Genomic DNA, 22,271 nt, shown 5'->3' with positions numbered 1-22,271 from the left:
GACAATCATGGCAGAGAAATTTACCCAACATACGGGCCGGGTTGTCCCGCTGGACGCCGCTAACGTCGATACTGACGCTATTATTCCTAAACAGTTTCTGCAGAAAGTAACGCGTACCGGTTTCGGCGCACATCTGTTTAACGACTGGCGTTTCCTGGACGATAAGGGCGAAGTGCCTAATCCGGAATTCGTTCTGAACTTCCCGGAATATAAAGGCGCCTCCATTTTGCTGGCACGCGAAAACTTTGGCTGCGGATCATCCCGTGAACACGCGCCGTGGGCGCTCACCGACTACGGTTTTAAAGTGGTCATTGCCCCTAGCTTCGCGGATATCTTCTACGGCAACAGCTTCAACAATCAGCTTCTGCCGGTGACGCTGAGCGATGAACAGGTCGATGAGTTGTTCGCGCTGGTTAAGGCGAATCCGGGCATTTCGTTTGAAGTGGATCTGGAAGCCGAAGTGGTGAAAGCCGGGGATAAGACCTACAGCTTCAGCATTGATGCCTTCCGTCGTCACTGCATGCTGAACGGTCTGGACAGCATTGGTTTAACTCTCCAGCACGACGCGGCGATTGCCGCTTACGAAAACAAACAACCTGCATTTATGAAATAATTCTCCGGCCTGCAGTCCACTCTGCAGGCCGCGTTTTATCTTGATACCCGCCTCCTTCTGTAAATACTTCCCAAACCCAGCCACTAATGACGTTATATTTAATGTCAATTTAATGTTTCCTGCGCAGAATAACCGCTCAATCAGCTGGCAGCGGAAACAATCATGGAAAAGAAAAATGGCAATGAGTCTCATATCCGTTCTCGGGAAATACATAAATGCACATTAGTAAGCGTAATAATAAATAGTTTACTCACTGCCTTTCAGATAGTTGCAGGAATATTTTCCGGCTCACAGGGTTTAATTGCTGATGGGATTCATTCTCTTTCCGATTTATCCTCCGACTTTGTCGTTTTGATTGCGAATAAAAAGAGTCAGAAAGCTTCTGATATCGATCATCATTACGGTCATCTGCGTTTCGAAAACGGTGCAAAGCTCATTATTGGCGCTATTCTGCTGCTTGTGGGGGTCGGGATGCTCTGGTCCGCAGGGAATAAACTGCTTCACCCTGAGACGCATCAGCTGGTGAAAGGGGCCGCGTTGTGGGTGGCAATACTGGCGCTGGTGGTAAAGGAAAGCCTGTTCAGATACATGTTTGCCACGGGGAAACGTATTCAGTCCTCGCTGCTGATAGCCAATGCCTGGCACGCCCGTTCTGACGCAGCGTCGTCAGTGGTTGTCGCCATCGGCATTGCCGGGAATTTAGTGGGTTTTCACGCGATGGACCTGATTGCGGCCCTGATTGTCGGGATTTTCATCGCCCATATGGGTTACAAATTCTCTGCCGATGCCCTGCACGACCTGATGGACCGTTCGCTGGAGCCCGAGCTGGAGCACGACATCAAAACGTGTCTTCTCGCAACCGAGGGCGTCACCGGACTCCATGATTTAAAAACCCGCAAGATGGGTGATTTAGCCCTTGTCGATGTTCATCTGGAAGTAAACGGCGAATTAAGCGTAAAAGAAGGACATCAGATTGCCGTGAATGCCAGAAATAATGTGATGCAAAAATTCAATGTGCTGAACGTGATGACGCATATTGATCCTGCCCGCTAATCGAAACGCATAAATACAGTGTGACGCAACCGATCGTTAAGGTTTCGTTAATTAATCTGCGTCACACTGCATCGCATCAGCTCTCTCATTATTGAGGTAAAATGCGATGAAACCAACATTACGCGATACGCTTCCCCATAAAGAAACGCCTTTTCTTCGCATACTGCACATTCTTGTGGCCGTACTGGTCCTGGCTCAGATTATCAATTCTAATTTCACCGAAAGTGAGGCCCTCCACGAATCCGGGCTGAACGGAATTGTCACCTGGATCCATGTTATCTCTGGATTTGGTTTAATTTTTTGTGGCATTGCCATGATGGCATGGATGTTAACCCAGCGCGGATTTAAGTATTACTTCGCCTGGCTGGCGCTGGATTTTCGCGGAATTGTTGACGATATTCGCACCCTCGCGCAGCGTCAGCTTCCTGACGCGCATGCCGGCGGTATGGCGGCAACGGTGCAAGGCCTGGGCGTGCTGGCGCTGCTGGGCGTTGCACTCTGCGGCGCGGCCTGGTTCGTGCTGAACGCCACGCTCGGGCCAGTTTCGTCCGTCACGGAATCCGTCTTAGATTTGCATAAATTCCTGACGGTCTTTATTGAGACATATTTCTGGGCACACGGCTTCATGGGCCTCGTTCATATGTACCTGACGCTACGCGCGCAGCGTAAATATCAGTATTCAGAATAAAACGGTTCACGGAGCCCGACGTTCCCGGGCTCCGTTTCATTCATCCGATCACACGTCTTTTACGCGGCAGGTCAGCAAAAGCGTCACGACGGACAGCGCCGCAATCATCCAGTAGACAGACGCATGCCCATAGCTTTGCGCCAGCGCCCCCTGAATCACGCCCGCCAGGATCACCCCGGTTGAAATACTGTTGGTAAAAAGCGTGGTCGCCGAGCCGGCACGGCCGGGCATGAGATCCTGAAACCAGAGCATGCCAATCCCGGCAACAATCCCAATAAACACGGCGTTAAACAGCTGCAGCGCCAGCAACGCTTCCCGAGAATGGAAAAGGATCAGCCCCACGTAGAACAGCACCCCGGCCGCCACGGCGACGATCATCATCCTGCGCTTTCCAAAGCGCTTAACGTAGTAACCCGCCAGAATCATTGCCGGGATTTCCAGCCCTGCGGCAGTGCCCATTAAGATCCCCGCAAGCTTGTCCGGAAGGCCCAGATCGCTGCTGATCCACAGCGGCATATCGATGATGTACATGGTGTTGCAGGTCCACATCAGCGTGGAGGCAATAAACAGCATGCGGACGTTTTTGTCCTGCCAGCCGCTCACTTCGGTGACAGGTTTATCCGTCGTCTGTTCGACGCGCGCCACGGACGGCAGCGCGAAGGCAATCAGCGCCAGGCTGATGACAAAAATCCCGGCGGCGATGGAAAACATGGTGGTAAAGCCGTAGTTCAACGCCAGCATGAAGGCCAGCGGCGGACCAATGACCCACGCCAGCGAAAGCTGGGCGCGCATCACCGAGCTGAACATCACCACTTCACGCGCCGAGTAATCCGCATATTCACGGGCCAGCGCGAACAGCTGCGGCATGGCGGTGTTCGCCAGCGACGCCAGCAGCACGCCGCAGGTAATAAGCGTCAGATAATGACGGTTGAAGGCAAAGAGCAGCGCGTTACCCACGGCCATGGCGCAGCAAAAGAGGATCAGCCTGCGGCGATCGCCCTGGCTGTCCGATCGTTTCGCCAGCGCGAGGCTGACCAGGATCCCGGCAATGGCGTTAACGGTGTAAAACAGGCCGACCCAAAACGGCTGCGCCCCCACCTCGCGGCTGAGAAACAGGCTCAGCGTCGGCGCCTGCAGCGCCCCCGCCACGCCCATCATAAAGGCCACCAGCATAAAAGCGGCATACACGCCGTTCAGGCGTCGCCCCATCGTCATCAACCACAGCATGCGCAAGTCCTTGTGAAAGCGAATCGAAATTGGGTGAATAGTAAACGAAAAAAGCCAGCAAAAACATTTTGCTGGCGGGTGATAAGCACCAATACTCAGTCACACATGATCGAGGCGAGTTAGCGGGAAGAGGTCGGGGCTGTAACGTCCCACTGCATCAATTCTTCTAACGTTTTCAGCCGTTGCTCTGCACACCGGCGGGCCAGCCAGGACGCTCCCTTCGTCGCTGAAAAGTACTGCTGATAGAACTGACGTGCGGTAGACCTCTTCATAATTTACCTCCTCGCTTCATCGGGGAGAATTATTGGCCTAATATAGGGATAAATAAATTGCTGGTTTTTTGTCAGGAGTTCCCCTTTTATGCCTTCCGGTCGTCTGCAACAACAGTTTATCCGCCTCTGGCAGTGCTGCGAGGGGCAATCGCAGGAGACCACGCTCAACGAGCTGGCTGACCTGCTTAGCTGCTCCCGCCGCCATATGCGCACGCTGCTTAACACCATGCAGCAGCAGGGTTGGTTAAGCTGGGAGGCGGAGGCGGGACGCGGCAAACGCTCGCGGCTGACTTTCCTCTATACCGGGCTGGCGCTGCAGCAGCAGCGCGCGGAAGATCTGCTCGAGCAGGATCGCATCGACCAGCTCGTACAGCTGGTGGGCGACAAAGCCGCCGTGCGCCAGATGCTGGTTTCCCATCTCGGGCGCAGCTTTCGTCAGGGCCGACACATTCTGCGGGTGCTCTACTACCGTCCAATGAAAAATCTGTTGCCCGGCACGGCCTTACGCCGCTCTGAAACCCACATGGCCCGGCAAATCTTCAGCGGCCTGACGCGCATAAATGAGGAAAACGGGGAACTGGAGGCGGATATCGCGCACCACTGGCAGCAGCTTTCTCCGCGCCACTGGCGCTTTTTTTTACGCCCCGGCATTCACTTTCACCACGGCCGCGAGCTGGAAATGCACGACGTCATCGCCTCTCTGGAACGTGCTCGCAAGCTACCGCTCTACTCGCATATCTCCCGCGTCCACTCCCCCACGGCCTGGACGCTGGATATTGAGCTGTCGCAGCAGGATAAGTGGCTTCCCTGGCTGCTGGGCTATGTGCCGTCGATGATTTTGCCCGGCGAGTGGGAATCAATGAACAACTTTGCCAGCCTGCCGATTGGCACCGGGCCTTACTCCGTGTCCCGCAATAACAGCAACCAGCTGAAAATCCGCGCGTTCGACGACTACTTTGGCTATCGGGCGCTGATCGACGAAGTGAACGTCTGGGTATTGCCGGATCTCAATGAAGACCTGAGCTGCGGGCTGACGCTGGAAGGCCCCACTACGGGAGAAAAAGCCGTGGAGAGTCGCCTGGAGGAAGGGTGTTACTATCTCCTGTTTGACCGCCGCACCCACCGTGGGGCAAACCAGGCCGTCCGCAAGTGGGTTAGCCACGTTTTGTCCCCTTCCAATCTGATTTACCATGCGGAAGAGCAGTACCAGACATACTGGTTCCCGGCGTACGGCCTGCTTCCGCGCTGGCACCACGCCCGCCCGGTTCACTGCGACAAACCCGCAGGGCTGGAGTCCATCACCCTGACCTACTACCGCGAGCACGTGGAGCATCGTTTTATCGCCAGAATCATGACCCGGCTGCTGGCAGCCGAGGGGGTCAGGTTAGAGGTCAGGGAAGTGGACTATGACGAATGGCATCAGGGGGAGATCGCCAGTGATATCTGGCTCAACAGCGCCAACTTTACCCTGCCGCTCGATTTTTCCCTTTTCTCGCATTTGTATGAAGTCCCGCTGATCCAGCACTGCATCGACCGTGACTGGCAGCAGGACGCCGCCCTGTGGCGCGCGGGCGAAATGAATCTTGCAGCGTGGTGCCAGCAGCTGCTGGCCGAGCAGGCGATCGTACCGCTGATCCACCACTGGCTGATGATCCAGGGCCAGCGCAGCATGCGCGGCCTCCGGATGAATACCCTGGGCTGGTTTGATTTTAAATCCGCCTGGTTTGCGCCGCCAGAGCCATAACGCTTTCGTAATATTCACCAAATCATTACAATAGCGCCGTTCTCAACGGGGTGCTGCATCACAGATGTGCGCTGAGATAATACCCGTCGAACCTGATCCGGATAACGCCGGCGAAGGGATTTGAGGCTGTCGCTCAAAATCCTTTGCCACTCAACTTTGAGGTGCAAAGTGTTAAAAAAAGTTCTTCCCCTGCTGGCGCTGTTTGCGCTGCCTGCTTTTGCAAAGCCCGTCCTGACGGTCTACACCTATGACTCCTTCTCTGCCGACTGGGGCCCTGGCCCGGTGGTTAAAAAAGCCTTTGAAGCGGACTGTAACTGCGAACTGAAGTTCGTGGCGCTGGAAGATGGCGTGTCGCTGCTCAACCGTCTGCGCATGGAAGGGAAAAACAGCAAGGCCGACGTGGTGCTCGGGCTGGATAACAACCTGCTGGAAGCCGCCTCGCAAACCAAACTGTTTGCCAAAAGCGGCGTAGCGGCAGATGCCGTTAACGTGCCGGGCGGCTGGAAAAACGACACCTTTGTGCCGTTCGACTATGGCTACTTTGCTTTTGTTTACGACAAAAATAAGCTGAAAAACCCGCCGAAGAGCCTGAAAGAGCTGGTGGAAAGTGACCAGAAATGGCGCGTGATTTATGAAGATCCGCGCACCAGTACGCCAGGCCTGGGCCTGCTGCTGTGGATGCAAAAGGTTTACGGGGATAAAGCCCCGGAGGCGTGGCAGAAACTGGCCGCCAAAACCGTCACCGTCACCAAAGGCTGGAGCGAAGCCTATGGCCTGTTCCTGAAAGGCGAAAGCGACCTGGTGCTGAGCTACACCACCTCTCCGGCCTACCATATTATCGCCGAGAAGAAAGAAAACTATGCTGCCGCTAATTTTGCTGAAGGGCACTATCTGCAGGTGGAAGTCGCCGCGCGTACCGCCGCCAGCAAACAGCCGGAGCTGGCCGAGAAGTTCCTGAAGTTTATGGTTTCACCGGGGTTCCAGAATGCCATCCCGGCTGGTAACTGGATGTATCCGGTCACTAACGTTACCCTGCCCGCAGGTTTCGAGCAGCTGACCAAACCAAACACCTCGCTGGAGTTTACGCCGCAGCAGGTCGCCGCGCAGCGTGCAGCATGGGTAAGTGAATGGCAACGCGCCGTCAGCCGTTGATTCCCGGCTGGTTACTTCCCGGGCTGCTCGCCGCCACAGTGATGGTGGCGGTCAGCCTGGGGGCTTTTCTTGCACTGTGGTTCAACGCGCCAGAGAGCGACCTGCTCGCCCTCTGGCACGACAGCTACCTCTGGCACGTTATCCGGTTCTCCTTCTGGCAGGCGTCGCTTTCAGCCCTGCTGTCGGTGATTCCGGCCATTTTTCTGGCGCGCGCCCTGTATCGGCGGCGTTTTCCCGGCAGGCTGGCACTGCTGCGCCTGTGCGCCATGACGCTGATCCTGCCCGTGCTGGTGGCGGTATTTGGCATCCTCAGCGTTTACGGTCGCCAGGGCTGGCTGGCTTCGCTGTTCGACCAGCTTGGTCTGGAATGGTCATTCTCTCCTTACGGCCTGCAGGGCATTCTGCTGGCGCACGTGTTTTTCAATATGCCGATGGCAACCCGCCTCTTTTTGCAGGCGCTGGAGAACATTCCCGGCGAGCAGCGTCAGGTTGCCGCCCAGCTCGGCATGCGCGGCGTGTCGTTCTTCCGCTTTGTCGAATGGCCGTGGCTGCGCCGCCAGATCCCGCCCGTCGCGGCGTTAATCTTTATGCTCTGCTTTGCCAGCTTTGCCACCGTGTTGTCGCTCGGCGGTGGGCCGCAGGCCACCACCATTGAGCTGGCGATTTATCAGGCGCTGAGTTACGACTACGATCCCGGTCGCGCCGCGCTGCTGGCGATGGTGCAGATGGCGTGCTGCCTTGTGCTGGTGCTGGTGAGCCAGCGGCTGAGTAAAGCCATTCCCGCTGGCAGTAATCAAATAACCGGCTGGCGCGATCCGCAGGACAGCCTGCACAGCCGCGTTATCGATTTTATCCTGATCGCGCTGGCGCTCCTGCTTCTGCTGCCGCCGCTGATGGCCGTTATCGTTGACGGACTGAACCTCAATCTCATCTCCGTCCTGCAACAGCCCATCCTCTGGCAGGCGACATGGACCTCGCTGCGTATCGCGCTGGCGGCAGGGTTACTGTGCGTCATGCTGACCATGATGCTGCTGTGGAGCAGCCGCGAACTCTACGCGCGGCAGGCCCGTAAGGCCGGGCAAATGCTGGAGCTGACGGGCATGCTGATTCTGGCGATGCCGGGCATCGTGCTGGCGACGGGCTTCTTTTTACTGTTCAACAGCACCATCGGCCTGCCGGAAAGCGCCGATGGCATTGTGATTTTTACCAACGCCTTAATGGCCATCCCCTACGCGCTTAAGGTGCTGGAAAACCCGATGCGCGACGTCAACAGCCGCTACGGTTTGCTGTGCCAGTCGCTGGGTATGCAGGGCTGGCAGCGGCTGAGGGTGGTCGAACTCCGCGCGCTAAAACGCCCGCTGGCGCAGGCGCTGGCGTTTGCCTGCGTGTTGTCGATTGGGGATTTTGGCGTGGTGGCTCTCTTTGGCAATGACGATTTCCGCACGCTGCCATACTGGCTCTATCAGCAGATCGGCTCTTATCGCAGTCAGGACGGCGCGGTCACCGCGCTGCTGCTGCTGCTGCTGTGCTTTGCCTTATTTACCGTTATCGAAAAACTTCCGGGGCGTGATGTTAAAACTGACTGATGTAACCTGGCTTTACCAGCATCTGCCGATGCGCTTCACGCTCTCCGTGCGCCAGGGGGAGATGATCGCCGTGCTTGGCCCAAGCGGCGCGGGAAAAAGCACGCTGCTTAATCTGATTGCGGGTTTTCTGCAGCCGGCAAGCGGTGCGATCGTCATTAACAATCAAGATCATACCCACACGCCGCCCGCAAAACGTCCGGTCTCAATGCTGTTTCAGGAAAACAACCTGTTTACCCACCTGACGGTGCGGCAAAACATCGCGCTGGGAATGCATCCGGGACTCAGGCTGAACGATGCCCAGCGCCAGAAGCTGGAGATCATTGCCGCCCAGATGGGGATCAACGAGTTCATCGACAGGCTGCCGGGCGAGCTTTCCGGCGGCCAGCGTCAGCGCGTGGCGCTGGCGCGATGTCTGGTCCGCGAGCAGCCGATCCTGCTGCTGGATGAGCCGTTCTCGGCGCTCGATCCCGCGCTGCGCCAGGAGATGCTCGCCCTGGTGCAGGACGTCTGTCAGCGCCAGCAGCTGACGATGCTGATGGTTTCACACAGTATTGAGGATGCTGCCCGCATCGCCCCGCGATCGGTGGTGGTTGCCGAAGGGCGTATTTTGTGGGATGGAAAAACAGAAGAACTGCTGAGCGGTAAGGCGGGGGCGTCTTCACTGTTGGGCATTCGTGCCGTCTGATGCCCTCTCCCACAGGGAGAGGGAAATCGTCGTTAACGGCTCACCACTTTTAATAAAATCTCGCCGTACACCGGCATCAGCGGGTGGCGGATCAGCGCGACCAGCGCCACCACGGCCACACCCAGCGTCAGCGGGGCCAGCCAGAGCAGGCGAGTGCGCGGAAGATAGCGCGTCAGACGATCGACGCTGGCTTTCGCGCTGCGCCACAGCCGCCAGCAGAGCCATGCCGCCAGCCACAGCAGCACAGCCGTGCCCAGCAGCAGCCACTTAAACTCGCCGCTTTGCATACCGTCAGGAATATCGATGGCCGCGCCCGCGAGGATCCCCGGCAGGAAATAGAATGGCGGCCAGAAGACGCAGCCAATAATGTTCGGCACCACGAATTTCGCGACGGGCAGATCCAGCATTCCCGCCACCATCGGCACCAGCGGACGCGTTGGCCCGACAAAGCGGCCGACGAGGATGGTAAACATGCTGTGCTGATGCAGCGCATGCTCGGTTTTATCCAGCAAGGCTTTGTTCTTTTTCATGAACGACCAGCGGTGCAGCGGCTTCTTAAAGCGCCAGCCCAGCCAGAAGGAGATCCAGTCGCCGAGCAGGCAGCCGATAATCCCGGCCAGCCACGCCTGCCAGAAATTAACCTCGCCGCTGCCAATCAGCGCCCCAAGCCCGGCCATCATCACGGTGCCGGGCAGGATCAGCCCAACCAGCGCCAGCGATTCCAGAAACGCCACCAGCGCCACGGCGATGAGCGAGTACATAACGGACTGGGTAATAAAGTGTTCCAGCAATGCCTGCATAACTATTCCGGTCAGAAAACGAATCAGCGATTCTGCTTAGCGCCCCGCACCGCGTCAAGGCAACAATTGTCTGAATAGTTTACAGGTTGCTTTCTGCATTCACCTGTTTGTTTATCTTTTTTTACCGTTTATTCACATCCCGCGCGGAATTCGCTCGGGCTGGCACCGGTGCATTTTTTAAATACCCGGGAGAAATAGAGCTGATCCTCGAAGCCCACGTTGCGTCCGACGGTGGCAATCGGCATCCGGGTGGTGCTGAGCAGTAGCTTTGCCTGGCTGATGCGCTGATCCTCTCGCCAGCTCAATACGCTGACGCCCAACTGCTGGCGGAACAGATGCGACAGCCGCGACGGCGACAGGCAGACGTGCTGGGCAACGCTGGCGATATCAAACTGGCTATCGGCCAGGTGGTCGCTGATGTACTGGCAGGCGTCGCGCACGCGGTTGTCCAGCGGGGGGTTAAGCGACTCGTTAATCGCCTCCATCCGTCGCAGCAGCAGCTGTTCAAGCAGGTTAATCGCCAGCAGTTCAGCGTAACGACCGCCGGCCTGTCCCGCCTCGATAATCTGCGCAAAAAGCTCGCGAAACTGCGCCAGATGAACCTCATCCGGGCGATAAAAACCGGTGTGCGCAAAAATAGCTGGCCACGAAAGCCACTCCTGCCAGTAGGCGCGCGGACGGAAATAGACCCACTGGTGATACCACTCTTTGGCATCCGGATGACGGCCATAGTGGTGGATCTCCCCCGGCGGGAACAGCAGGATATCGCCGGGGCGGCAGACAAACTGCTGGTCACCGTTTTTGATGATCCCTTCTCCTCGCACGGTCAGATTGAGGATATACCCTTTCATGCCGAGCGGTCGGTCGACGTAAAAGTCGAGGTATCCCTCAGCCTCGATAGGGGTCAGTCCCGCCACAAGGTGCGCGTTAAACGAGTATCCCGGCAGCAGGGGATCGTTTTGCGTTTCGGCCATAGATTCAGTTCTCCCAAGGGTCCTGAAGGAAACCAATTGTCCATATCACTAAAAGCAGCTTTAAAATGGCCCGCGAAAAGATCCAAAAAGCATCACGCCGCTTTTACGTCCGCCATGTTTCAGCCTTTCCCCCTGATTTCTCCGCCAGAGCAGGCAGATAACCAGTAACAAAAGTGTCTATAAGTGCGGCAGAAATGTCCACATTGAATATTTGCACGGCGTCACACTTTCCGTTGTAACAGCAATTTAGTCCATAAGATTAGCGGATCCTGCCTGACGACTTTTTTCCCCAGTCTCTAATGTTCTTCCATACCTGTTTTTTCGATGGAGCAACACCATGGCAATTGCGATTGGCCTCGATTTTGGCAGCGATTCGGTTCGCGCGCTGGCAGTGGACTGTACGTCCGGCCAGGAGATAGCAACCAGCGTTGAGTGGTACCCGCGCTGGCAAGAGGGGCGCTACTGCGATGCGCCTAACAACCAGTTCCGTCACCACCCGCGTGACTATATCGAGTCTATGGAAGCGGCGATCAAAACCGTCCTGGCCGAACTGACCGACGCCCAGCGGGCTGAGATTGTCGGCATTGGCGTCGACAGCACCGGCTCCACGCCAGCCCCTGTGGATGCCGAAGGCCGCGTGCTGGCGCTGCGCCCGGAGTTTGCCGACAACCCGAACGCCATGTTCGTGCTGTGGAAAGACCATACCGCCGTGGAAGAGGCCGAAGCCATTACCCGCCTGTGCCATCAGCCGGGCAAAACGGACTACTCGCGCTACATCGGCGGGATTTACTCCAGCGAATGGTTCTGGGCCAAGATCCTCCACGTCACCCGTGCCGACGCAGCCGTTGCGCAGGCTGCGGCGTCATGGGTTGAGCTGTGCGACTGGGTGCCTGCCCTGCTCTCCGGCACCACTCGCCCGCAGGATATCCGCCGCGGCCGCTGCAGCGCCGGGCATAAATCCCTGTGGCACGAAAGCTGGGGCGGTCTGCCTCCGGCCACGTTCTTCGACGAGCTCGATCCGATCATCAACAAGAGCCTGACGTACCCGCTGTTTACCGACACCTTCACCGCTGATATTCCGGTCGGCACCCTCTGCGAAGAGTGGGCGACGCGCCTCGGCCTGCCTCAGAACGTGGCCATCTCCGGCGGCGCCTTTGACTGCCATATGGGCGCCGTGGGTGCGGGCGCACAGCCAAACACGCTGGTCAAAGTCATCGGAACCTCCACCTGCGACATCCTGACGGCGGATAAAGGCACCGTCGGCGACCGCGCGGTGAAAGGCATCTGCGGCCAGGTTGACGGCAGCGTGGTGCCGGACTTTATCGGTCTGGAAGCCGGTCAGTCCGCGTTTGGCGATATCTATGCCTGGTTTGGTCGCGTGCTCGGCTGGCCGCTGGACCAGCTGGCGGCGGCGCATCCTGAACTGAAAACACAGATAGCAGAGAGCAAAAAGCAGCTCCTGCCGCAGCTCACCGAAGCCTGGGCAAAAAATCCGTCTCTCGATCACCTCCCGGTGGTGCTGGACTGGTTTAACGGCCGTCGTACGCCGTTCGCCAACCAGCGTCTGAAAGGGGTGATCGCGGATCTCAACCTGGCAACCGACGCGCCTGCGCTGTTCGGCGGCCTGATTGCCGCAACGGCCTTCGGCGCCCGCGCGATTATGGAGTGCTTCACCGGGCAGGGCATCGACGTAAATAACGTGATGGCGCTGGGCGGTATTGCCCGTAAAAACCCGGTGATCATGCAGGCCTGCTGCGACGTGCTGAACCGTCCGCTGCAGATTGTGGCCTCCGATCAGTGCTGCGCGCTGGGCGCGGCGATTTTCGCCGCCGTGGCCGCGGGGGTCCATGCCGACATCCCGACCGCACAGCAGCATATGGCGAGCGCCGTCGAAAACACGCTCCAGCCGCGCGCCCAGCAGGCACAGCGCTTTGAACAGCTTTATCAGCGCTACCAGCAATGGGCAAAAAGCGCCGAACTTCACTATCTCCCTGTCGCCGCCCCGGCCAAAAGCACCGCGGACACTACGGCAACCCTGACCCATTAAGGACACGATGATGACCATTTTTAATAACTATGAAGTGTGGTTTGTGATTGGCAGCCAGCATCTGTACGGACCGGAAGCGCTGCAGCAGGTGACGAAACACGCGGAGCACGTCGTTAACGCGCTGAACGCGGAAGCTAAACTGCCGTGCAAACTGGTGCTGAAACCGTTGGGCACCACGCCGGACGAAATTACCCACATCTGCCGCGACGCCAACTACGACGATAAATGCGCCGGTCTGGTGGTGTGGCTGCACACCTTCTCACCCGCCAAAATGTGGATCAACGGCCTGTCTATCCTCAACAAACCGCTGCTGCAGTTCCACACCCAGTTCAACGCCTCCCTGCCGTGGGACAGCATCGACATGGACTTTATGAACCTGAACCAGACCGCGCACGGCGGCCGCGAGTTCGGCTTCATCGGCGCGCGTATGCGCCAGCAGCACGCGGTGGTCACCGGCCACTGGCAGGATGGCAAAGCGCAACAGCGTATCGGCTCCTGGATGCGCCAGGCAGTATCCAAACAGGATACCCGCCATCTGAAAGTGGTGCGTTTTGGCGACAACATGCGTGAAGTGGCGGTCACCGACGGCGATAAAGTGGCCGCGCAGATCAAGTTCGGCTTCTCGGTGAATACCTGGGCCGTGGGCGACCTGGTGCAGGTGGTGAATGAAATCAGCGACGGCGACGTGAGCGCGCTGGTGGACGAGTACGAAAGCAGCTACCGCCTGACGCCTGCGGCACAAATCAACGGCGACAAGCGCCAGAACGTGCTGGACGCGGCGCGCATCGAGCTGGGCATGAAGCGCTTCCTGGAACAGGGCGGCTTCCACGCCTTTACCACTACCTTTGAAGACCTCCACGGCCTGAAACAGCTGCCGGGTCTGGCGGTTCAACGTCTGATGCAGCAGGGTTACGGCTTTGCGGGCGAAGGCGACTGGAAAACTGCCGCTCTGCTTCGCATCATGAAGGTGATGTCAACCGGTCTGCAGGGCGGCACCTCCTTCATGGAGGACTACACCTACCACTTCGAAAACGGCAATGACCTGGTGCTCGGCTCGCACATGCTGGAAGTGTGCCCGACGATCGCCGTGGAAGAGAAACCGATCCTCGACGTGCAGTACCTCGGCATCGGCGGCAAAGCGGATCCGGCGCGTCTGATCTTCAACACCCGTACGGGCCCGGCCATCAACGCCAGCCTGATCGACCTTGGCGATCGCTTCCGCCTGCTGGTGAACTGCGTCGATGCGGTTGAAACGCCGCACTCGCTGCCGAAACTGCCGGTCGCCAACGCCCTGTGGAAAGCACAGCCTGACCTGCCAACCGCCTCAGAGGCCTGGATCCTGGCCGGCGGCGCGCACCATACGGTGTTCAGCCACGCGCTGGATCTGAACGACATGCGTCAGTTCGCCGAGCTGCACGACATCGAGCTGACCGTCATTGATAACGATACCCGCCTGCCCGCCTTCAAAGACGCGCTGCGCTGGAACGAAGTCTATTACGGTTCAAAACGCTAAGTACGGAATGCCCGGTGACGCTACGCTCACCGGGCAGGGAGATAACGATGTTAGACGATCTCAAACGTCAGGTGCTCGAAGCCAACCTGGCGCTGCCGAAACATAATCTGGTCACCCTGACATGGGGCAACGTCAGCGCCGTTGACCGCGAAAAAGGCGTGTTCGTGATTAAGCCTTCCGGAGTGGATTACACGGTGATGACCGCAGACGATATGGTCGTAGTCAGCCTCGAGACCGGCGAAGTGGTCGAAGGTAAGAAAAAACCGTCCTCCGATACGCCGACTCACCGCCTGCTGTACCGGTCATTCCCGACCATCGGCGGCATCGTGCATACCCATTCGCGCCACGCCACCATCTGGGCGCAGGCGGGCCATTCCATCCCGGCGACCGGCACCACCCACGCGGACTACTTCTACGGCACCATTCCCTGCACGCGTCTGATGACCGATGCTGAGATTAACGGTGAGTACGAGTGGGAAACGGGGAATGTGATTGTCGAAACCTTCGAAAAACAGGGGATCGACGCGGCGCAGATGCCCGGCGTGCTGGTGCACTCCCACGGCCCGTTTGCCTGGGGTAAAAACGCAGAAGACGCGGTGCATAACGCCATCGTGCTCGAAGAGGTCGCCTATATGGGGATCTTCTGTCGCCAGCTGGCGCCGCAGCTGCCGGATATGCAGCAAACCCTGCTGGATAAGCATTACCTGCGCAAGCACGGCGCGAAGGCCTATTACGGTCAGTAGACTGTATATAAACCCAGCATTAAATTCTTAACCAGGCTATAATCAGGCCTGGTTTTGTTTTCTGGGATAACGGCGTGGCGCAGGCGCAAGAAGGTTTTTTACTGACCCGACACTGGCGGGATACCCCTCAGGGCACCGAGGTCGCGTTCTGGCTGGCAACCGACAGCGGTCCGCTGCACGTTACGCTGCCCCCGCAGGAATCCGTTGCCTTTATTCCTGAAGCCAACGTCGAGAAGGTGAAGCAGCTGCTGCGCGGCGAAAACGGCTGGCGCATCACCCCGCTTGAGCTGAAAGATTTCCACCGCCAGCCGGTTTACGGCCTCTACTGTCGCGCCCATCGCCAGCTGATGCGCTATGAAAAGCTGCTCCGCGAGGCGGGCGTGACTCTCTACGAGGCGGATATCCGCCCACCGGAACGCTTTCTGATGGAGCGGTTTATTACCGCCCCCGTCTGGGTCGACGGCACCGCGCATAGCGGCAGCCTCGTTAACGCGCGCCTGAAGCCCAATCCGCACTACCGCCCGCCGCTGAAGTGGGTCTCTCTGGATATCGAAACCACCCGCCACGGTGAACTGTACTGCATCGGTCTGGAAGGCTGCGGCGATCGTGTTGTCTATATGCTCGGGCCGCCGAATGGCGATGCCTCCGCGCTGGATTTCCGGCTTGAGTACGTCAACAGCCGCCCGCAGCTGCTGGAGAAGCTTAACCAGTGGTTTGCCGACAACGACCCCGACGTCCTGATCGGCTGGAACGTGGTGCAGTTCGACCTGCGCGTGCTGCAAAAGCACGCCGAGCGCTACCGCATCCCGCTGATGCTGGGGCGCGGAAACAGCGAGCTGGAATGGCGCGAACACGGTTTTAAGAACGGCGTTTTCTTCGCGCAGGCTAACGGTCGCCTGATTATCGACGGCATCGAGGCGCTTAAGTCCGCCTTCTGGAATTTCTCCTCTTTCTCTCTGGAAGCCGTCGCGCAGGAGCTGCTTGGCGAAGGTAAATCCATCGACAACCCCTGGGACAGAATGGACGAGATCGACCGGCGCTTTAATGAAGATAAACCGGCGCTTGCCACCTATAACCTGAAAGACTGCGAGCTGGTCACGCAGATTTTCCACAAAACCGAGATTATGCCGTTCCTGCTGGAGCGCGCGACGGTAAACGGCCTGGCGGCAGACAGGCACCGCGGCTCCGTAGCGGCCTTTAGCCACCTCTATTTTCCGCGCATGCACCGGGCGGGATACATCGCCCCCAACCTCGGGGACGTGCCGCCGCAGGCCAGCCCAGGTGGCTACGTCATGGACTCCCGGCCTGGATTGTATGACTCCGTTCTGGTGCTGGACTACAAAAGCCTCTACCCGTCGATCATCCGCACCTTCCTCATCGATCCCGTCGGGCTGGTTGAGGGCATGGCCCAGCCGGATGATGAGCACAGCACGGAAGGTTTCCTCGGCGCACGCTTCTCGCGGGAAAAACACTGTCTGCCTGAAATCGTGGGAAACATCTGGCACGGCCGCGATGAGGCCAAGCGCCACGGCAACAAGCCCCTTTCTCAGGCGCTAAAAATCATTATGAATGCTTTTTACGGCGTGCTGGGCACCAGCGCCTGCCGCTTCTTTGATCCACGTCTGGCCTCCTCGATCACCATGCGCGGGCACGAGATCATGCGCCAGACCAAAGCGCTGATTGAGTCCCGGGGCTATGACGTCATCTACGGCGACACGGACTCCACCTTTGTGTGGCTTAAGGGCGCGCATTCAGAAGACGACGCCGCGCAAATCGGCAAAGCGCTGGTCGCCTTCGTGAACGACTGGTGGCAGGAACATTTGCAGAAAGAGCGGTTAACCAGCGCGCTGGAGCTGGAATTTGAAACCCATTTCGCCCGCTTTTTAATGCCCACCATTCGCGGCACCGATCAGGGCAGCAAGAAGCGCTACGCCGGGCTGATTCAGGAAGGCGACGCGCAGCGGATGGTTTTTAAAGGGCTGGAGACGGTACGTACCGACTGGACGCCGCTGGCGCAGCAGTTCCAGCAGACGCTCTATCTGCGGGTGTTTCGCAATGAGCCGTATCAGGACTACGTGCGCGAGACGATAGCCAGCCTGATGGCGGGCGAACTTGACGCGCAGCTGGTGTACCGCAAGCGCCTGCGCCGCCCGCTGGCGGAGTACCAGCGCAACGTTCCTCCGCACGTACGCGCCGCGCGTCTGGCGGATGAAGAAAACGTCCGCCGCGGCCGCGCGCCGCAGTATCAAAACCGGGGAACCATTAAATACGTCTGGACCATTAGCGGCCCGGAACCCGTGGATTATCAGCATTCTCCTCTGGATTACGAACACTATCTGACGCGTCAGCTTCAGCCGGTTGCCGACGGAATTTTGCCCTTCATCGACGATGATTTTGCTACACTAGTGACAGGGCAACTTGGCCTATTTTGACGCGTGACGAAATGGCTGCCATCCAGTACCATAGCGCCCTTTCCATTCCCGGACCCATTTTTCGATAACCGTCTTTTTTGACGGTAGTCGAACTATTGCCTGCAATTAAAGATTAGAGCCGAACAACTATGCCTTTTACACTTGGTCAACGCTGGATCAGCGATACAGAAAGCGAACTTGGATTAGGAACCGTCGTAGCTATCGATACGCGTATGGTTACCCTCCTCTTCCCTGCCACCGGTGAAAACCGTCTGTACGCTCGCAATGACTCCCCTGTAACCCGCGTGATGTTTAATCCGGGTGACACCGTGACCAGCCATGACGGCTGGCAGCTCAAGATTGAAGACGTAAAAGAAGAGAATGGACTGCTCGCCTACATCGGAACTCGTCTGGACACCGACGAGACCAATGTCGTCCTGCGTGAAGTGCTGCTCGACAGCAAGCTGGTGTTCAGCAAGCCGCAGGACCGCCTGTTTGCCGGGCAAATCGACCGTATGGATCGCTTCTCGCTGCGCTATCGCGCGCGTAAGTTCCAGAGTGAACAGTACCGCATGCCGTGGAGCGGCCTGCGCGGCCAGCGCACCAGCCTGATCCCCCACCAGCTGAACATCGCCCACGACGTGGGCCGTCGTCACGCGCCGCGCGTGCTGCTGGCAGATGAAGTGGGTCTGGGTAAAACCATCGAAGCGGGCATGATCCTGCATCAACAGCTGCTTTCCGGCGCTGCAGAACGCGTGCTGATCGTGGTGCCAGAAACCCTGCAGCACCAGTGGCTGGTTGAAATGCTGCGCCGCTTTAACCTGCGTTTCTCTCTGTTCGATGACGAACGCTATGCCGAAGCGCAGCACGACGCCGACAACCCGTTTGAAACCGAACAGCTGGTTATTTGCTCCCTGGACTTCGTGCGCCGCAGCAAGCAGCGTCTTGAGCACCTGTGCGATGCCGAGTGGGACATTATGGTTGTTGACGAAGCGCACCATCTGGTCTGGAGCGAAGACTCGCCGAGCCGCGAATACATGGCTATCGAGCAGCTTGCCGAGCGCGTGCCTGGCGTTCTGCTGCTGACCGCAACGCCGGAGCAGCTTGGTCTGGAAAGCCACTTCGCCCGCTTGCGCCTGCTCGATCCAAACCGTTTCCACGACTTTGCGCAGTTCGTGGAAGAACAGAATAACTACCGTCCGGTCGCGGATGCCGTCGCCATGCTGCTGGCGGGCAAGCGTCTTTCTGATGACGAACTCAACACCCTGAGCGATCTGATTGGCGAGCAGGATATCGAGCCGCTTTTGCAGGCTGCGAACAGCGACAGCGACAACGCGGAATCCGCGCGTAAAGAGCTGATCGACATGCTGATGGATCGCCACGGCACCAGCCGCGTGCTGTTCCGAAACACCCGTAACGGCGTCAAAGGCTTCCCGAAACGCGAGCTGCATACGATTAAGCTGCCGCTGCCGACGCAGTATCAGACGGCGATTAAAGTCTCCGGCATTATGGGGGCGCGCAAAACTCAGGAAGAGCGCGCCCGCGACATGCTTTATCCGGAACAAATCTACCAGGAGTTTGAAGGCGATACCGGCACCTGGTGGAACTTCGATCCGCGCGTGGAGTGGCTGATGGGCTACCTGACCGCGCACCGCTCCCAGAAAGTGCTGGTGATCTGCGCCAAAGCGGCCACCGCGCTGCAGCTGGAGCAGGTTTTGCGCGAGCGTGAAGGCATTCGCGCCGCCGTGTTCCACGAAGGCATGTCCATCGTCGAGCGCGACCGCGCCGCGGCGTGGTTCGGGGAAGAGGACAGCGGCGCACAGGTTCTGCTGTGCTCGGAAATCGGCTCTGAAGGCCGTAACTTCCAGTTCGCCAGCAACCTGGTGATGTTCGATCTGCCGTTTAACCCGGATCTGCTCGAGCAGCGTATCGGCCGTCTGGATCGTATCGGTCAGGCGCATGATATTCAGATCCACGTGCCGTATCTCGAAAAAACCGCGCAGTCCGTGCTGGTACGCTGGTTCCACGAAGGTCTGGACGCGTTTGAACATACCTGCCCGACGGGCCGCACCATTTATGATCAAGTGCATGGCGATCTGATCGGCTACCTGGCCGCGCCGGAAAACGCGGAAGGGTTTGATGAGCTGATCAAGTCCTGCCGTGAGAGGCACGACGCGCTGAAAGCGCAGCTGGAGCAAGGGCGTGACCGCCTGCTGGAGATCCACTCCAACGGCGGTGAAAAAGCGCAGGCGCTTGCCGAGAGCATTGAAGAGCAAGATGATGACACCAGCCTGATCGGCTTCTCCATGAACCTGTTCGACATCGTCGGCATCAACCAGGACGATCGCGGCGAGAACCTGATTGTCCTGACCCCGTCCGATCACATGCTGGTTCCGGATTTCCCGGGCCTGCCGGAAGATGGCTGTACCATCACCTTTGAGCGTGACGTGGCGCTGTCCCGCGAAGATGCCCAGTTTATCACCTGGGAACACCCGCTGATCCGCAACGGGCTGGACCTGATTCTCTCCGGCGATACCGGCAGTAGCACTATCTCCCTGTTGAAAAACAAGGCGCTGCCGGTGGGCACCCTGCTGGTAGAGCTGATCTACGTTGTGGAAGCGCAGGCGCCGAAACAGCTGCAGCTCACCCGCTTCCTGCCGCCAACGCCCGTCCGCCTGCTGCTGGACAAAAACGGCACGAACCTGGCAGGACAGGTTGAATTCGAGAGTTTCAACCGACAGCTGAGCGCGGTAAACCGCCATACGGGCAGCAAGCTGGTGAACGCGGTACAGCAGGATGTGCACGCGATTCTGCAACTGGGCGAAACCCAGATTGAAAAAGCGGCCAGAGCGCTGATTGAGGCCGCGCGCAGTGAAGCCGACGAGAAACTGTCTGCGGAGCTGTCCCGTCTGGAGGCGTTAAAAGCCGTCAACCCGAACATCCGTGACGACGAGCTGGCGGCGATTGAAAGCAACCGTCAGCAGGTGCTGGAAAGCCTGAATCAGGCTGGCTGGCGTCTGGATGCCCTGCGTCTTATCGTTGTGACGCATCAGTAAACGGAGCGCAAGATGGTGATGGAGCCTTACAATCCGCCGCAGGATCCCTGGCTGGTCATTCTGTATCAGGATGAACACATTATGGTGGTCAACAAGCCCAGCGGCCTGTTGTCCGTGCCGGGACGTCTGGACGAGCACAAAGACAGCGTGATGACGCGCATTCAGCGCGATTATCCACAGGCGGAGTCAGTCCATCGCCTGGATATGGCCACCAGCGGCGTGATTGTGGTGGCGCTGAATAAAGCGGCGGAACGCGAGTTAAAGCGTCAGTTCCGCGAGCGCGAGCCGAAAAAGCAGTATGTCGCCCGCGTCTGGGGCCACCCCGCGCAGGCGGAAGGTCTGGTGGATTTACCGCTGATCTGCGACTGGCCGAACCGGCCTAAGCAGAAGGTGTGTTACGAAACCGGCAAGGCCGCGCAGACCGAGTACGAAGTGCTGGAGTACGCGCCGGATAATACCGCGCGCGTCCTGCTTAAGCCGATTACCGGACGTTCGCACCAGCTGCGCGTGCATATGCTCGCCCTGGGTCATCCGATTCTGGGTGACCGCTTCTACGCGCCGCCTGAAGCGCTGGCCTTAGCGCCACGTCTGCAGCTGCACGCGCAGACGCTCACCATTACCCATCCGGCCTTCGGTAACGCGATGACGTTTAAAGCCCCGGTGGACTTCTAAAAAAAAGCCCGACATCGTCGGGCTTTTTTTATTTGAAACCTTTCTTCTCTTTTATGAGCTCGTACGCCTTCTGGATTTCCTGCGCTTTTTGCTTCGCCATCTCCATCATTTCTGGCGGTAAGCCTTTCGCGACCAGTTTGTCCGGATGGTGTTCACTCATGAGCTTGCGATAGGCACGTTTAATCGTGGTCTGATCGTCAGAGGGCTTAACGCCAAGCACGTTACAGGCGTCTTCCAGCGTCGGACCACGCTGCGCCTGCTGCCAGGCACCGCCGGACGACTGCTGATGATAGCCACCACCAAACTGCGCCCCGCCCTGCATCATGCGCAGGAACTGGTCGAACTGCATACGGGAGATGCCCAGCTCTTCCGCAATGACGTACAGCACGTCACGCTCATTAGGGTGAAGTGAGCCGTCTGCGAAGGCCGCCTGGATTTGAATTTCCAGAAACATCCGAATTAAATCAAAACGTCCAAAGCAGATGCTGCGGAACTGACGCATTTTTTCGCGAAGCGGATAATTATCCGACTTACCGATGCGAAACGCATTTTGCGCGGCCAGACGGGAGTCGCCGTGCAGGTTCATGCGATCCATAAAAACGCTGGCAATCTGAATATCGGCTTCTGTGACACGCCCTTTGGATTTGGTTAAGTGCCCCATGACCTCAAAGGTGGTAGAGAAAAAGAGTGACTGACGCTCGCGCTGATTGGCAAACCAGGCCATTTTGCGGCTGCGCGCCTTATCAAACATATGGCCGATAATAAGCCCAAGCACAATTCCCCAGAACCCAGCACCCATGATGATGGCGAACGCAACGCCGATTATTTTACCCCAATACTGCATATACTCCCCGGATAGTCATATTCCTGGCCGACGCAACGTCATCATCACTGTGTTCAAGTCACGGTCAATTGAAGGACATCGCCTATAATTTGCTTTATCATACTCGTCATTCGATAGCGAGCCTAACACTCTGGCACGCAAACGGGCAGGATTAACGCTGGTACTGCGCAGATGAGTAAGATAGTCTCTGA

The 22,271-nt window shown here is 58.0% G+C and carries 18 protein-coding genes and 1 riboswitch; of the genes, 13 read left to right on the top strand and 5 right to left on the bottom strand.

Annotated features, from left to right (window positions below):
• The first annotated feature begins 7 nt into the window (after window positions 1–7).
• The 3 genes from leuD (at window position 8) to INF68_RS13980 (ending at window position 2,354) form a co-directional block, all read left to right on the top strand.
• Window positions 8–613, top strand: a complete 606-nt coding sequence (gene leuD, locus INF68_RS13990; RefSeq protein ID WP_039260825.1) for a 3-isopropylmalate dehydratase small subunit — start codon at window positions 8–10, stop codon at window positions 611–613.
• Window positions 614–775: 162 nt separating this feature from the next.
• On the top strand, window positions 776–1,666 hold the full coding sequence (locus INF68_RS13985) for a cation diffusion facilitator family transporter (RefSeq protein WP_126786330.1): 891 nt from the start codon (window positions 776–778) through the stop codon (window positions 1,664–1,666).
• Window positions 1,667–1,772: 106 nt separating this feature from the next.
• The gene (locus INF68_RS13980; RefSeq protein ID WP_045400998.1) at window positions 1,773–2,354 is read left to right on the top strand and encodes a cytochrome b/b6 domain-containing protein; all 582 of its coding nucleotides are present in this window, start codon (window positions 1,773–1,775) and stop codon (window positions 2,352–2,354) included.
• A gap of 48 nt (window positions 2,355–2,402) precedes the next feature.
• Here INF68_RS13980 and INF68_RS13975 read toward each other — a convergent pair whose 3' ends face one another.
• Window positions 2,403–3,581 carry a sugar efflux transporter gene (locus INF68_RS13975; RefSeq protein WP_126786329.1) on the bottom strand — a complete coding sequence of 393 codons (1,179 nt, stop codon included), beginning with the start codon at window positions 3,579–3,581 and terminating at the stop codon, window positions 2,403–2,405.
• 119 nt (window positions 3,582–3,700) lie between these two features.
• On the bottom strand, window positions 3,701–3,853 hold the full coding sequence (sgrT, locus tag INF68_RS13970) for a glucose uptake inhibitor SgrT (protein ID WP_023310379.1): 153 nt from the start codon (window positions 3,851–3,853) through the stop codon (window positions 3,701–3,703).
• Window positions 3,854–3,941: 88 nt separating this feature from the next.
• Between sgrT and sgrR the strand changes: the two genes are divergently transcribed.
• The 4 genes from sgrR (at window position 3,942) to thiQ (ending at window position 9,020) form a co-directional block, all read left to right on the top strand.
• A complete protein-coding gene (gene sgrR, locus INF68_RS13965; protein ID WP_121932484.1) occupies window positions 3,942–5,597 on the top strand; it encodes an HTH-type transcriptional regulator SgrR in 1,656 nt (551 codons plus the stop codon).
• A 36-nt stretch (window positions 5,598–5,633) separates the two neighbouring features.
• A riboswitch (TPP riboswitch) is annotated at window positions 5,634–5,734 on the top strand.
• Window positions 5,735–5,765: 31 nt separating this feature from the next.
• Window positions 5,766–6,749: a thiamine ABC transporter substrate binding subunit gene (gene thiB / locus INF68_RS13960; protein WP_126786328.1), complete on the top strand. Its 984-nt coding sequence runs from the start codon at window positions 5,766–5,768 to the stop codon at window positions 6,747–6,749.
• Window positions 6,725–8,335, top strand: a complete 1,611-nt coding sequence (gene thiP, locus INF68_RS13955) for a thiamine/thiamine pyrophosphate ABC transporter permease ThiP (RefSeq protein ID WP_045400990.1) — start codon at window positions 6,725–6,727, stop codon at window positions 8,333–8,335. Before thiB ends, thiP begins: the two co-directional genes overlap by 25 nt.
• The gene (thiQ, locus tag INF68_RS13950; RefSeq protein WP_126786327.1) at window positions 8,319–9,020 is read left to right on the top strand and encodes a thiamine ABC transporter ATP-binding protein ThiQ; all 702 of its coding nucleotides are present in this window, start codon (window positions 8,319–8,321) and stop codon (window positions 9,018–9,020) included. Before thiP ends, thiQ begins: the two co-directional genes overlap by 17 nt.
• Before the next feature lie 32 nt (window positions 9,021–9,052).
• On the opposite strand, the gene INF68_RS13945 is transcribed toward thiQ, so the two are convergent.
• Window positions 9,053–9,820: a DedA family protein gene (locus INF68_RS13945; RefSeq protein WP_023310374.1), complete on the bottom strand. Its 768-nt coding sequence runs from the start codon at window positions 9,818–9,820 to the stop codon at window positions 9,053–9,055.
• A gap of 128 nt (window positions 9,821–9,948) precedes the next feature.
• Window positions 9,949–10,794: an arabinose operon transcriptional regulator AraC gene (gene araC, locus INF68_RS13940; protein WP_023310373.1), complete on the bottom strand. Its 846-nt coding sequence runs from the start codon at window positions 10,792–10,794 to the stop codon at window positions 9,949–9,951.
• Window positions 10,795–11,131: 337 nt separating this feature from the next.
• Here araC and araB point away from each other — a divergent pair, with 337 nt between their 5' ends.
• From araB to rluA, 6 genes are all read left to right on the top strand, one after another.
• On the top strand, window positions 11,132–12,841 hold the full coding sequence (araB, locus tag INF68_RS13935; RefSeq protein ID WP_126786326.1) for a ribulokinase: 1,710 nt from the start codon (window positions 11,132–11,134) through the stop codon (window positions 12,839–12,841).
• A 10-nt stretch (window positions 12,842–12,851) separates the two neighbouring features.
• Window positions 12,852–14,354 carry an L-arabinose isomerase gene (gene araA / locus INF68_RS13930; RefSeq protein ID WP_023310371.1) on the top strand — a complete coding sequence of 501 codons (1,503 nt, stop codon included), beginning with the start codon at window positions 12,852–12,854 and terminating at the stop codon, window positions 14,352–14,354.
• A 47-nt stretch (window positions 14,355–14,401) separates the two neighbouring features.
• A complete protein-coding gene (araD, locus tag INF68_RS13925) occupies window positions 14,402–15,097 on the top strand; it encodes an L-ribulose-5-phosphate 4-epimerase (RefSeq protein ID WP_126786325.1) in 696 nt (231 codons plus the stop codon).
• Between the two features lie 74 nt (window positions 15,098–15,171).
• Complete coding sequence (gene polB / locus INF68_RS13920; RefSeq protein WP_126786324.1) at window positions 15,172–17,529, top strand: DNA polymerase II; 2,358 nt, start codon at window positions 15,172–15,174, stop codon at window positions 17,527–17,529.
• 128 nt (window positions 17,530–17,657) lie between these two features.
• Complete coding sequence (rapA, locus tag INF68_RS13915) at window positions 17,658–20,564, top strand: RNA polymerase-associated protein RapA (RefSeq protein WP_126786323.1); 2,907 nt, start codon at window positions 17,658–17,660, stop codon at window positions 20,562–20,564.
• A gap of 12 nt (window positions 20,565–20,576) precedes the next feature.
• Window positions 20,577–21,236: a bifunctional tRNA pseudouridine(32) synthase/23S rRNA pseudouridine(746) synthase RluA gene (gene rluA, locus INF68_RS13910; protein ID WP_008502014.1), complete on the top strand. Its 660-nt coding sequence runs from the start codon at window positions 20,577–20,579 to the stop codon at window positions 21,234–21,236.
• 28 nt (window positions 21,237–21,264) lie between these two features.
• Here the strand turns inward: rluA and djlA are convergent, their stop codons facing one another.
• Entirely contained in the window at window positions 21,265–22,080 is an 816-nt protein-coding gene (djlA, locus tag INF68_RS13905; RefSeq protein ID WP_023310366.1) for a co-chaperone DjlA, read from the bottom strand.
• Window positions 22,081–22,271: the final 191 nt, after the last annotated feature.

This window comes from Enterobacter cloacae complex sp. P16RS2, from assembly GCF_014982155.1.
Taxonomy (GTDB): domain Bacteria; phylum Pseudomonadota; class Gammaproteobacteria; order Enterobacterales; family Enterobacteriaceae; genus Enterobacter; species Enterobacter cloacae_M.
The sequence above is the reverse complement of the archived record's forward strand: the minus strand, read 5'-3'. Positions and strand labels throughout refer to the sequence as shown.

Excerpts from the sequence above, each read along its gene's own strand:
- leuD (WP_039260825.1), top strand. The coding sequence starts at position 8 with ATGGCAGAGAAATTTACCCAACATACGGGCCGGGTTGTCCCGCTGGAC.
- INF68_RS13985 (WP_126786330.1), top strand. The coding sequence starts at position 776 with ATGGAAAAGAAAAATGGCAATGAGTCTCATATCCGTTCTCGGGAAATA.
- INF68_RS13980 (WP_045400998.1), top strand. The coding sequence starts at position 1,773 with ATGAAACCAACATTACGCGATACGCTTCCCCATAAAGAAACGCCTTTT.
- INF68_RS13975 (WP_126786329.1), bottom strand. The coding sequence starts at position 3,581 with ATGCTGTGGTTGATGACGATGGGGCGACGCCTGAACGGCGTGTATGCC.
- sgrT (WP_023310379.1), bottom strand. The coding sequence starts at position 3,853 with ATGAAGAGGTCTACCGCACGTCAGTTCTATCAGCAGTACTTTTCAGCG.
- sgrR (WP_121932484.1), top strand. The coding sequence starts at position 3,942 with ATGCCTTCCGGTCGTCTGCAACAACAGTTTATCCGCCTCTGGCAGTGC.
- thiP (WP_045400990.1), top strand. The coding sequence starts at position 6,725 with ATGGCAACGCGCCGTCAGCCGTTGATTCCCGGCTGGTTACTTCCCGGG.
- thiQ (WP_126786327.1), top strand. The coding sequence starts at position 8,319 with ATGTTAAAACTGACTGATGTAACCTGGCTTTACCAGCATCTGCCGATG.
- INF68_RS13945 (WP_023310374.1), bottom strand. The coding sequence starts at position 9,820 with ATGCAGGCATTGCTGGAACACTTTATTACCCAGTCCGTTATGTACTCG.
- araC (WP_023310373.1), bottom strand. The coding sequence starts at position 10,794 with ATGGCCGAAACGCAAAACGATCCCCTGCTGCCGGGATACTCGTTTAAC.
- araB (WP_126786326.1), top strand. The coding sequence starts at position 11,132 with ATGGCAATTGCGATTGGCCTCGATTTTGGCAGCGATTCGGTTCGCGCG.
- araA (WP_023310371.1), top strand. The coding sequence starts at position 12,852 with ATGACCATTTTTAATAACTATGAAGTGTGGTTTGTGATTGGCAGCCAG.
- araD (WP_126786325.1), top strand. The coding sequence starts at position 14,402 with ATGTTAGACGATCTCAAACGTCAGGTGCTCGAAGCCAACCTGGCGCTG.
- rapA (WP_126786323.1), top strand. The coding sequence starts at position 17,658 with ATGCCTTTTACACTTGGTCAACGCTGGATCAGCGATACAGAAAGCGAA.
- rluA (WP_008502014.1), top strand. The coding sequence starts at position 20,577 with ATGGTGATGGAGCCTTACAATCCGCCGCAGGATCCCTGGCTGGTCATT.
- djlA (WP_023310366.1), bottom strand. The coding sequence starts at position 22,080 with ATGCAGTATTGGGGTAAAATAATCGGCGTTGCGTTCGCCATCATCATG.